Origin of the sequence: Niallia circulans NBRC 13626 (genome assembly GCF_001591585.1) — a bacterium.
GTDB lineage: Bacteria > Bacillota > Bacilli > Bacillales > Cytobacillaceae > Niallia > Niallia circulans.
Map to the genome: position 1 here is coordinate 57,278 of NZ_BCVE01000001.1, position 12,409 is coordinate 69,686.

Annotated in this window: 11 protein-coding genes and 1 pseudogene; 11 read left to right on the top strand and 1 reads right to left on the bottom strand. The window is 36.4% G+C overall.

What is annotated here, in order from left to right; translation table 11 throughout:
- Nucleotide 1: 1 nt before the first annotated feature.
- From BCI01S_RS00410 to BCI01S_RS25115, 6 genes and pseudogenes are all read left to right on the top strand, one after another.
- Nucleotides 2–457, top strand: coding sequence for a phage tail tube protein (locus BCI01S_RS00410; RefSeq protein ID WP_061796058.1), 456 nt, complete (start codon nt 2–4; stop codon nt 455–457).
- A gap of 14 nt (nt 458–471) precedes the next feature.
- Nucleotides 472–855 (top strand): DUF6673 family protein, encoded by a 384-nt coding sequence (locus BCI01S_RS00415; RefSeq protein WP_061796063.1) that lies wholly within the window; start codon nt 472–474, stop codon nt 853–855.
- Nucleotides 856–868: 13 nt separating this feature from the next.
- Nucleotides 869–1,507 carry a Gp15 family bacteriophage protein gene (locus BCI01S_RS00420; RefSeq protein ID WP_061796066.1) on the top strand — a complete coding sequence of 213 codons (639 nt, stop codon included), beginning with the start codon at nt 869–871 and terminating at the stop codon, nt 1,505–1,507.
- A gap of 459 nt (nt 1,508–1,966) precedes the next feature.
- Nucleotides 1,967–2,653: pseudogene (locus BCI01S_RS26425) on the top strand (tape measure protein); the annotation flags it as partial.
- Between the two features lie 2,264 nt (nt 2,654–4,917).
- Complete coding sequence (locus tag BCI01S_RS00430) at nt 4,918–5,631, top strand: distal tail protein Dit (protein ID WP_061796072.1); 714 nt, start codon at nt 4,918–4,920, stop codon at nt 5,629–5,631.
- Between the two features lies 1 nt (nt 5,632).
- On the top strand, nt 5,633–5,806 hold the full coding sequence (locus BCI01S_RS25115) for a hypothetical protein (RefSeq protein ID WP_156485372.1): 174 nt from the start codon (nt 5,633–5,635) through the stop codon (nt 5,804–5,806).
- A gap of 25 nt (nt 5,807–5,831) precedes the next feature.
- On the opposite strand, the gene BCI01S_RS00435 is transcribed toward BCI01S_RS25115, so the two are convergent.
- Nucleotides 5,832–6,047, bottom strand: coding sequence for a hypothetical protein (locus BCI01S_RS00435; protein ID WP_061796074.1), 216 nt, complete (start codon nt 6,045–6,047; stop codon nt 5,832–5,834).
- A gap of 81 nt (nt 6,048–6,128) precedes the next feature.
- Between BCI01S_RS00435 and BCI01S_RS00440 the strand changes: the two genes are divergently transcribed.
- The 5 genes from BCI01S_RS00440 (at nt 6,129) to BCI01S_RS00460 (ending at nt 12,371) form a co-directional block, all read left to right on the top strand.
- Nucleotides 6,129–10,934, top strand: coding sequence for a gp58-like family protein (locus tag BCI01S_RS00440; protein ID WP_061796076.1), 4,806 nt, complete (start codon nt 6,129–6,131; stop codon nt 10,932–10,934).
- A gap of 61 nt (nt 10,935–10,995) precedes the next feature.
- A complete protein-coding gene (locus BCI01S_RS00445; RefSeq protein WP_156485373.1) occupies nt 10,996–11,427 on the top strand; it encodes a hypothetical protein in 432 nt (143 codons plus the stop codon).
- Complete coding sequence (locus BCI01S_RS00450; protein ID WP_061796080.1) at nt 11,427–11,660, top strand: hypothetical protein; 234 nt, start codon at nt 11,427–11,429, stop codon at nt 11,658–11,660. Before BCI01S_RS00445 ends, BCI01S_RS00450 begins: the two co-directional genes overlap by 1 nt.
- Before the next feature lie 63 nt (nt 11,661–11,723).
- Nucleotides 11,724–12,086, top strand: coding sequence for a hypothetical protein (locus BCI01S_RS00455; protein WP_061796082.1), 363 nt, complete (start codon nt 11,724–11,726; stop codon nt 12,084–12,086).
- Nucleotides 12,087–12,101: 15 nt separating this feature from the next.
- Complete coding sequence (locus BCI01S_RS00460) at nt 12,102–12,371, top strand: phage holin (RefSeq protein WP_061796084.1); 270 nt, start codon at nt 12,102–12,104, stop codon at nt 12,369–12,371.
- Nucleotides 12,372–12,409 lie beyond the last annotated feature (38 nt).

The window sequence follows — 12,409 nt, forward strand, 5'->3', positions numbered from 1 at the left end:
AATGCCATTTCATTTAAACTATTTGACTACCTATAAAATCGGTGAAACAAAAGAAGAACTATTACCATTAGCTGCAGGTATCTCTACTGTTGATCCATCAAATGAAGAATCTACGGAAGAATATAGCTATTATGATGGAGCAGGCGGAACAGAAACAGAAACTACTGGATTAACTTCTTCTTATGCATTCAGTGGTAACCGTAAATACGCTGATGATCCAGCACAAGAATTAATTCGGAATAAGCTGTTTACTTTAGGCCAAGGGCGAGAAGTGTACTTCCAGGTAACAGAGCCAGATGGACGTGTAATTGAAGGTCCTGCAACATTACAAGATATCACTCCTCATGGTGGAGATGCGAATGCTCGTGCAACGTTTGAATTTACAGTTACGTTTAAAGGTCTTCCAACTGATACAAAGCCTGGTGAAACAGGAACACAAACAACTACAGAAGAATAATTAGGAGGTAACATATGTCTATTAATATTAATTTAAGTAACCAATCCATTATCCCCGTGAGATTCGGGGAATTTGATTTTAATGTAGATATCTCGGATGCTGGTAAACAGAAGTTAATGGGATTAATCGAAGAATTTGATAATCGAAATACAGATATCGGTGAAGTAAAAGATAAAGAATCGTTTGCTAAAGTAATTGAAGAAACCAAATCTATTTTAAAAAGCATTTATGATTCCCTGTTTGGAGAGGGGAATTTCGATAAGATTTACGAAAAATATCCAGATGTGACTTTGCTCTCTAATAGTTTTATCGATGTTGCAAATGGTGTAATGGCCGAGTACGAAAAACGTACAAGAAGAGAACAAAAAGATAATTATGTAGCAAATCTAAAGAAGTAAGTAGGTGAGGGCAATGTTTTCCCTTGCTCGAAAATTACAGAATTCAATTGACTATAATGGCGTTACTTACGAATTGAAATTAGCTTTTGATAATGTCCTTTTAGTTTTTGATGTGCTAAAAGATGATAATATCGATGACTTGTTCAAAGTAGATGTGGTAATGGATTTATTATTAACCCAGCCACATGAACTTGAAGATGAACAAATGGTAGAACTTTATACATTGATTATGGAAACGGTCATCCTCCAAGGAAAAAAGCAAGAGGTTAAACGAGATCTTGCTGGTAATGTCATTGAAGAAGATGAGGATGATAAAAAACTATATAGCCTAGAAGAAGACGCACAGTATATCTATGCGTCTTTTTTATATGATTATCAAATTGACTTAATCGATCAACAAGGGAAGATGCATTGGTTTAAGTTTAATGCGCTGTTAGCTTCTTTAAGTGATGACACGATGTTTAAGAGAGTTATTGATATTAGACAACGTAAGCCAAATAAACACATGTCTACTGAAGAAAAAAGCAATCTTATGAAGCTTCAGCAACTATATGCACTAAAGAAATCCCAAGAAGAAATAGAATTTGAAGCAATGGATTTAGCCGAGAAGCAAGCTTACATCAAACAAAAGATGGCTGAGAGGGGTGAGTAGATGGCAGCAGATGGATCAGTTGTTATTGAGATATCCCTTGATGATTCAGGCGTATCTGGTCAGATACGAGATATAGACCGTGACTTTAACCGTGTAGGAAGTAACTTTCCACAAACTTTTCGTAATAACATGAGACAAATACGTACTAGTCTAGGGCAAATACGAACGAGCATTAGTGATACTTTTTCTGCAGCCGTGAACTCAATCCGTAATACATTTACCCGAGCTAATCCTTTTCGTTCGATGTTTACTGGATTGCAATCAGCAACTAGTGGTATAACTTCTCGGATGACAAGCGGTTTTTCGAATGCATTCAGTCGTATGAGAACTGCAGCAAGCAACTCAATCAGTCGCATGAGACAAGAATTCTCCTCTTTAGATCGTACTGTAGAAAGTCCAATTAAAAGCATGCTGAAAATGGCAGCAACAATAACTGGAATAACAGGAGCCATGAATTTAATGGGGCGGGCTATTAGTCGTGTAGATACGATAGATACTGCAACTAAATCATTAACAGTCCTTACAGGGTCTGCAGAAGATGCAAAGCTAGTCATGAACGATCTTGTAGATGCAATTGACGGTACACCAATAGCATTAAATGATGTTGCCCTTGGAGCAAAGAAAATGGTGGCTGCAGGGATGAAAGCTGAAAAGGTAAAACCTGTTTTCAAGTCCATCGCAGATGCTGCCTATGGAGTTGGTGATGGTGCTCAATCTATAGACCAAATTACAAGCGCAATAGCTTCCATGCAATCAGCTGGGACGGTTTATGCAGATGATATTAATAGATTAGTAGATGCTGGGATACCAGCATGGCAAATGCTCGCTAATCAAACCAACCAATCAGTAGCTGATATTAAGAAAGACACATCTAAAGGTTTGCTAGAATCAAACGAAGCAATCGATATGCTTGTTGATGGTATCCAGAATGGAACGGACGGTATTGCAGGAAGTACTGCTGCTATGGCTGGACTAGCCAAAACGGCAGGAGACACAATCTCTGGTTCATTCGGTAATATGCGAACAGCAATTGTTAAAATAATGGCCAACGTTGCAGACGTATTAAAAGGCGATATTATCAATGCCTTAAAAGGACTAACAAACGCTTTTAAAGCTGTAGCTCGTGTAACTGGTAGTGAAACTTTTGCAAATGGTTTAAGAGGAATGGTAAACGTTTTGAAATTACTATCTCCAGCTCTATTAGGAGTAGTAACTGCACTTGCGATATTTAGTACTTATATGGGATTAGCTAAATCTGTTGGTTTGTTGAGAATTGCTATTGGTGGATTGTTGACGACGATAACAGCAAATCCAATCATTGCTATAGTTGCAGCATTGGCTGGATTAGCGGTAATGCTGGTATCTCTATATAAGACAAACGAAACATTTAGAAATGCTGTTCAGAAAACGTGGACTTTTATTACTGACATTTATTCAAAATCAATAGATGGTATAAAAACCGCCTTAAGTTCGATAATGCCATCCCTCCAAGCATTCGGTAGTTGGTCAGCAGATAAACTTATCGCTGGATTTGCTTGGTTAGGATCTATAGGTGTAAAAGCTGTAAGTGCAATTGCTACAGGAATGACTATTGCTGGAAATGCACTTTCGACATTCTTTAATTATCTAGCAAACAGTGCTGTCGGCCAAGCAGTTTTAAATACTTTGAAACTATCTTTTGAAAATATTACGAACGTTTTATTAACTCTTGTTCCTTTTTTAAGTCGATTAGCCTTAGGATTTATTGGAGTAACTGGCCCACTCGGATTAGTAATTTCTTTAGCTATTACGTTTGCTGCTACACTCCTTAAAATGGGCGGTTTTTCAGCAGAAGGAATAAATAATGCGTTAAAAGATATTGGCAAAATGCTTATGGGAATCCTAGATGCGGCACTAGTCTTAATTCCACAATTTATCAAAATCGGAGCCGATTTAATTGTTAAATTGATGGAAGGGATTGCTCAAAGTATTCCAAAACTTGTCGCTATCGCAGAGCAATTAATGAATTTTTTTAATGAAGCGATAACAACATATCTACCAATGATTATTCAAGTTGGTCTCCAAATCATTACAGCAATAGCAAATGGAATAGTTCAATATTTGCCCATTATGATTAACTCATATATTTCCCTAGTGACTTTACTAGTCGATACGATCGCTCAATATTTGCCAACAATCATTAGTGTTGGTATAACAATTCTTACTAATTTACTGGAAGGTATTTTAACTGTACTTCCTGAGGTTATCAATACAGCAATTTTAATTATCACTTCTTTATTAGGGATTTTGGTTGATAATTTGCCAATGATTTTATCAGCCGGGATTGATATTCTGAATGCACTGATTGGCGGATTGACTGCTGCCTTACCTGCATTACTAACAGCAGCCCTAACGATTATTATATCTTTAGCAACGGCTCTTCTAGACAATTTACCGCAAATACTATCAGCTGGAATTGAATTATTAATGGCTTTGATTGATGGAATTTTGTCAATTTTGCCTATGCTAATCGAAACTGCATTGACTTTAATTATTACTCTTGCTACTGCTTTGATAAAAGCTTTGCCGCAGATTATTGCAGCTGGAATAAAAATTCTAAATGCTCTAGTTGATGGGATTATTCAACTACTGCCTGCTTTGATTGCTTGTGCTCTAAAGCTAATTATCACTTTAGCAGGTGCTATTATTAAAAACTTACCAAAAATATTGGCTGCTGGAGTTAAGATTTTAAAAATGCTAGTACAAGGGATTCTTAGTATTATAGGAACCCTCCTTAAGGCAGGAGCGGATTTAATTGTTAAATTAGCACAAGCGATAGGTAAGCAACTATCTAAGATAAAGGATAAAGGAAAAGAAGTAACTGGAAAAGTAGTAGAAGGAATCACAAGTACCATATCTAAGATGGTTTCAATCGGTGAAGATATAGTCTCTGGCATTGTGGAAGGAATAGGAAATGGATTTGGTTGGGTGAAGGATAAGATTAGCTCACTTGGTGGAAAAATTACAGATTGGGCTTCTAGCGTTCTAGGTATACATTCTCCATCAAGAGTTATGAGAGATGAAATTGGTAAATGGATTCCTGCGGGTGTAGCTGTCGGAATAGATGCAGATGCATCTAGAGTTGAAAAATCGATGAAGAATATGCTATCTATTCCTAAGTTTACTGCAGAAGGTGCTTTAGGTATTAACGGTATTGGGCTAAATAATCAATTATCTGCAAGAAATCGTGTTAGAAGTGCTACGGTAAATAATTCTTCTAATTCTGATACTAAATCAAACATTGCTCAGAAGGTTGAAGCTGTGATAAATATTGGAGGATATCAAGCCAGAGGATTGATTGAATATATTTCTTCTCAACAAAGCAATAACAAAAAAAGAGATAAAAGAAATTTTAATGGGGGTGTTTCATATTGAGTTTTAATATTACTTTTAATGGACATATTCTCCCTATTAAAGTCAGACAAGTTGGGGGAAGAGGTCCTATTCATCAAGAAGTTATCGGCCAATCTAAACCCAATTCCCCAGGTAGTTATTTTTTAAAGAGAAGATTAATAGAAAGACAGATACCTGTTGATTTTGTGTTGCCAAGTAGGGGATTAAGTCAAACGAGAAAAATAATAGATGCCTTAAATAGTGTTTTATATGTTAAAGAACCATCACCGATTACTTTTTCTGATGAACCAGACAAAACTTATTTTGCTTTAATGAATGGGAATCCGGATTGGGATGAGATTGTTTTTAGAGGTAGGGGAACCCTACCTTTTCTTTGTCCTGATCCATTAAAATATGGTCAAGAGAAAACCGTAACTTCTACAACGATTATTAACGAAGGAACAGCTTCATGTACTCCTATTTTTAATGTTGAATTCACAGAATCTGCAAGTGAGTTTCGTATTCAAAACGAAGATGGAAAGTTTGTTAGAGTCATATGGGCATTTGTTGCAGGTGATAAGTTAGTGGTTGATTTTAAGAAACGGAAAATCACGATTAATTATACTGTAAGAATGACAAGTTTAGATTTTAGCAGTAACTGGTTTGATTTGAGACCAGGAGAAAATAAATTGACGGTTACTCCTGATGGAGTGGCTGCCACAACTATAACTTATACCCCGAGGTGGTTATGATATGTTAGAAAAGAGAATGAAAGAATTAGAAAAGAAAATATCGGTGGTAGAACAATTGAATTTGTCATTAGAAAGTAAAGTAGAATGTTTACAGGGAGAAGTAAAGGAACTGAGAAAAGAAAAAACAAGGCTTGAAAGTATTCTATCGCAATTTATTTCAAATCCCAGTCACTAACCGTCAATTAGTGACTGGGTAAAACTTATTCGAATTTTAGAATGTGTTCTCTAGGTTGGGATACTTTATAACCTTGTGTTTCTGCTTCAGAAATAATTTCTTCTTTTGTCATAGAATACTGACGTACATCAATGGTAGGTACAAAGCTTCCCGGGCTTTTGAAATGCAATTGAAGATAATCATTTAAGTCTTCCCATGTGTATAATCTATTTTTCTCCGGTTTCGGGTCTAATTTAGACATATTTTTTCACCTCCTATCATACAAGATAGGAGTATTTTACCATATATAAGGTTTTCTAAAAGTTAAGAAAGGAGGAAACCTATGTCCAATTTATTAATATTTGATCCTGCAGACAATTTGCTTGCTATTTTATCGAATGAAGCAGAAGATGCATGTGCGTTTTGGGATGCACCATTTAAGGAAATGCTTAATCAAGGATCAACATTTGAGTTCATGGCAGACGGAGCACATGAAGATTCAAAATATATCATTGCTGAAAACCAAGTAGCTTTTATAGATAAAGACGAAGCATTTAGGCTATTTGTAATTAAAGAACCCGAACGAATTGATGGAGCATCTGGACCAGAGATACACGCCATTTGTGAGCCTGCTATGCTTGAGCTAAACGACGAAATTATCACAGATGTAAGACCATTTAATACAACTTTACGAGATGCGCTTACTAGAGCATTAAACGGAGTACGATGGCAAGTCGGACAAACCAGTGATAACTTTGGATTAAATTCTACAAACTTTTATTATATAAGTGTGACAGAAGCTATCGAGAATATCGTAAATACCTGGGGCGGAGAAATCCGCGATAGAGTGGAAATACAAGGTAATAGAATCGTAGGTAGATATATTGATATCTTAACCATGAGAGGAACAAACACAGGTAAGCGTTGGGAAATGGATAAGGATATCCTAAGCATTCGGCATCAAGTGCAATCCTATCCCAAAACGGCTCTCTATGGCCGTGGTGCATCTTTAGAATTAGAAGATGAAGAAGGAAATGCTACTGGCGGTTTTTCCCGTAAAATCTCTTTTACAGACGTAGAATGGAAAAAAGCTAAAGGAGATCCTGCTGACAAACCGCTGGGACAAGAATGGGTTGGTGATCCGGAAGCGTTAAATATTTATGGCCGTCCTAATAAGGATGGCACCTTACGCCATCGATTCGGAATTTTCGAATCAAGTGAACAGGAAGACCCAGCCCAATTATTATTAGAAACCTGGAACGCACTTCAAGAACAGAAGCACCCACTCGATAATTATGAGATGGATGTTTTTCTGATGGAAGAACTTACGGGATATGAACATGAGAAAGTTCGTTTAGGAGATATTACAGTAGCTATAGACCGTTCTTTTGCCAAACCAATTGAAGCAGAAGAAAGGGTGATATCCTTTGAATATGATGTTGCGGACCCAGACCATTCCGGAAAAGTCGAACTTGGCCAGTTTATCAATTTATATGATGCTGAGTTAGATAATCGTATCGATAAGCTTGAACGAAAATTAAATGATCGCTCTGGCATTTGGGATAATGCGACAAAAATAATTGATGCAGCTAACGGTAAAAATAAAAATTACTACGGCCCTATAGAGCCTGTCGGTGAATTTATAGAAGGTGACTTATGGTTTAAGGTCATTGATGGAGAGTATACACAAACGTATCGATGGAATGGAGAACAATGGCAGCTTATTGTAGATATGGATGTTAATGTCGCGAAAGAAGAGGCAGCAGAAGCAACAGAACGAGCAGAGGATGCTTTTAACAGAGCAAACGAAGCAACCGAAAATGCACAAAAAGCTATTGAAGATGCCCAAACTTCATTTGATAAAGCACAAGATGCATTAGATACGGCAAGTGCTGTCAATAGTATTGCAGTTGATGCGGTTAATGTGGCTAATACAGCTAAGCAAAATGCACAGAACGCGTTGAATAAAGCTAGTTTGTTAGAGTCCGAAGTGGATTTAATAAGTGAGGATTTAATTGCAGCTGGTGGGAAAATAACCACTATAGAGCAAAATGTGGATACGATTAATAATTCTTTAACTACAACAATTAGAACGCTATCTAATTTAGATGGAGTTGTATCGGAACAGCAAACAGCCATTACTGCATTAGATGAAAAAATAGAGTTAAGAGCGACCAAGACAAGTGTAGACACACTCACTGGGCGAGTTTCAGACACAGAAAGTAGCATTAAGGCAATATCTGGACAGATATCCCTCATGGCTAAAGCAGATGACGTGTACACAAAAAAACAAATGGATGATGCGCTAGACGATAAATTGGAAATCTCCACTTATACAAGTAAGATGTCTCAAATTGATTTATCGATAAATGGTATAACTAATCGTGTTTCTTCTACAGAATCAAATATTAACACTATTAATAGCAATATAGCTAGTCTTGATATTAAAGCAGATGGAATTATTTCTTCGGTTTCACAAGTTCAAACCAATCTAGATAACCTTGAAATTGGTGGTAGAAACTTAGTTACTAATACGTCAAAAGATTTTAAGTCCGTAACTTTTTCTAGTTGGGATTATATATTTAAAGATAAAGTTATGGATTGGGAAAAGGGGATGCTTTTAACAGGTAGGATTTATTTAAAACCTACAAGCCAAGAAGCGTCGATAATGATTCATGTCCGCTATGAAGATAATACCTATAGTCAATATAGAGGAAATATAATAAAAGCAGGAGAAGAGGGATATTCTACAGTAACGATTACTGTTCCTAATAAAGATATTAATATAATAGAATATGGTATTAGACATAGCTCTTCTTCTACACCTAGTGATACTGTCCGATATAAAGAAGCAAAAGTAGAGAAAGGAAATAAACCTACCGACTGGACACCAGCACCCGAAGATATGGCAACCGTATCACAATTTAGTACATTAGAACAGACGGTGAACGGCTTTACGACAAGGGTTGGGACTGCAGAAGGGAATATAAGTTCTTTACAACAAACTTCTAGTAGCTTTGCTACAAGAATTACAAATGCAGAAGGAAATATTTCTTCCATTTCACAAACACTAAGCGGCGTTCAAACTACGGTTTCAAATAAAGCTGATAAATCAACCGTTACCCAATTAGCTACTGTTGTAGATACAAAGATTAGTACAACGGACGCTAATAATAAATTTGCTACACAAAGTCAGTTGACTCAAACTAGTAACAGTTTAACAAGTAAAATATCTAGTGTTCAAACCAATCTTGATAATTTGGAGATAGGTGGTAGAAACCTAGTTAAAAACACATCCAAAGAGTTTAAGACTGTTACATTTGGAGGTTGGGATTATTACTTTCCTGAAAGAGTTATGGATTGGGAAAAGGGAATGACATTGACTGGTCGTATCTATCTTAAACCTACTAATCAAGAAGCTTCTATAATGCTTCATGTTAGGTATACCAATGGAACTTATACTCAATATAGAGGTTCGATTATAAAACCCAATCAAGAAGGCTATTCGGTTGTAACCGCAACAATCCAAAATAGGGATGATATTAGTCATATAGAGTATTCTATTCGACATAGTTCAGCTACTACACCTAGTGATACTGTCCGATATAAAGAAGCAAAAGTCGAGAAAGGAAATAAACCTACCGATTGGTCACCAGCTCCGGAGGATATGGCAACCGTATCACAAATATCTCAATTATCGGATGCTATCAATCTAAGAGTTACAAAAGATGACTTAATGACTCAAATTAACTTAAACCCGCAAGGTATCCTAATACAAGGGAAGAACCTTATTTTAGATGGAAATACAACCGTAAATGGTACCTTTAAAGTAGGAAATGGTAATATCACAAGTTTGGATGCTGGAAAAGTAACCGCAGGCACATTAGATGCCGCGAAAGTTTCCGTAATTAACTTGAATGCTTCCAATATCAAAACAGGAACATTAAGCGGTGTTAGGATTATTTCAACAGCAAGCGGAGATACAACAGAGATTACAGGAGGGAATATCTCTTCAACAGGTTCATTTAATAGAATATTTGGTGCGTCAAGTGTTGCTACGTATGTATCCACAATGGATAGTTATAATGGTGTGGTTCGTGTAGGGATTACTAGCAAAAAATCAAATGGCGTGGAAAGGGTAGATTCTGCGGGTGGTAGAGCAACTATGCTTACCGATAAAGGGATTACGACCCAAAGGGCGATTCATTCGGGAACATCTGATAAAAATGGTGCTAGATTCATTGACTTTTTCGCTGATGAAACATTAACTTCTGGTGTGCAAGGTTTGGGTATGCACATATTCTCGGGACAGAGCATGAGGATTGAAGCGACCCAAGGAATCACATTAACTCGTGCTGGAAATAGTGATAATGTATTATTCGTTGATGGTGATATGAGGGCAAGACAAGCGCTTGTTAATACTATTCAATACAATAACGATTTTAGCGGCGTGAATATCTATATTAAGCCTAGTGCAACTGGTGAAGTAAGATTTACAGCTGCAAACACTACGGAAAATTATGTTGATATAAGAGCAAGACAAGTATTCTCAAACACTCTTCAAAATAATAGCGGTGTTGATGGCGGAAATATGTATATTAAACCTGCCGGAAGCGGAGAATTAAGAGTTACGAGGGAAAATACCTTAGATACTTATCTTGATTTTAGAGCTAGACAAATATTTGCTAACACACTTCAGAGAAATAGTGGAGCAAGCGGCACTAATATTTATATTAAGCCTGCTGGCGGTGGAGAAGTGAGAGCAACAGTAGAAAATACAACAGATAGCTATGTGCCTGTACGTGCATCTTCATTTCCCACTGCTTCACTTGCCGAATACAAACAGGATATTAGACCGCACACCGATAGTGCCCTAGCTATTATTAATAGTGCTATAATCTATGATTATCGATTACGTTCGGAAGTTTCTCAAGGTAAGGACAGAGTTCGTATTGGATTGGTCATTGGTGAAGGTTATAAGGCGCCATCCTGTGTTGTAGATGGAGACGGTGTAGAACAGTACATGATGAATAGTTTGTCATGGTTTGCCATTCAAGAGTTAGACAAGAAATATAAAGCATTAGAAGTAGAAAACTTTGCTTTAAAACGTAGAGTAACAGAATTAGAAAAAGCAGTTTATGCAGCATAAAAAAATTAAAAGCAAAGCTGATCGTAAAATTCGGTCAGCTTTTTATTATGGAGGAAAAGTCATGAAAATATCAATCAAAGTATCTTATTTACCCGCAGCAGTAGAATTTTTATATAACTTAACACTGAAAGGAAAACAATCTCGACATCGTTCTCGCTTTGTTAAAGCTATGCAAGAAAAGTGGAAACAAGTTGTGGAAGAAGAACAAGAATTGCTAAAAGAGTACGCAGGCACAGATGAGGAAGGAAATCCGAATAAAAAAGAAGATGGTTCATTTGATGTAAAAGATGTAAAAGGATTCAAAGAACAACAAAAGGAATTATTTGATGAACTTTTTGTCATTGAAGGAGGCGATGCCACTGGTTATTTAAAAACAGTGAAAGAAATCTTATTAGGTTATGACGGAGAAGTCAGCGGAAAAGATGCAGAAGTCTATGATTATCTTTATGAAGTCTTTGAAAATAGCGATGAGAACAAGGAGGAAAATAAATAATGATTACAATTGAAGTAACCAGCGTAAATATTGCATACAGCAAAGGAACAGTCAGTGGGGTTAATGTTAACTTTTTTGCAACACATGAGCACCAAACAATCAATCTAAATGGATATATACCTTTAACATTCGAGGAATATACACCAATAGCAAATGACATTAGTGGATTACAAGCAAAAGTTAAGGATAAAGTAGTCACAGCACTTACAGGCACAGAGACAGAAGCCGAGTAAGGCTTTTTTATTTATCTTTAAGGGGGTGAAAACCTATGTATAGAGAGAAAAGGGGGATGGAAAATGCCTACACAGGAGGTTCCAAAAACTATGGAGGAAAAAGTTGAGTTTCATGAAATAAGGATAACTAAACTAGAAAAAGATGTGAACGAATTACGCTTGCAAATCAACGAGAAGCTTTCATCAGTGAATGAAAAAATCACCAACAGCATGTTAAGGTCCACTGATGAAAATAACGCACTGAGAAGTGACAACCGCAAGATGATGGAAATGTTAGTGGGGATTAAAGAAAAAGATTCTGACCGCAAGCATGAATTAAAAATTATGAACAAGCAAAATTTCTGGAAGTTGGTTTTGGCCATTGGAGGAAGTAGTACTGCTTTAATCACTATAGTTCAATTGCTAATTAGTTATTTTTCTAAATAAGGAGAGTGTAAAAAAATGAAGAAGTTTGACAAAGGCACAATCATAAGATTAGTGCTTCTTTTACTTGCGCTTATTAACCAATCATTAATTGTGTTGGGGGTTCCAGTAATACCGATTGAAGAAGGACAAATCACTAGTCTTATTGATGCATTATATTTAATCGGTTCTATTGTATTTACCATCGTGACTGCCTTAACAGCTTGGTATAAGAATAACTATGTGACCAAGAAAGGCATGAAACAAAAAGAAGTACTGAAAGAAAAAAATCTAACAAACGCAAAGTAAGAGTGGCTATTAGCTGCTCTTTTTTTAGTGAAAATAAA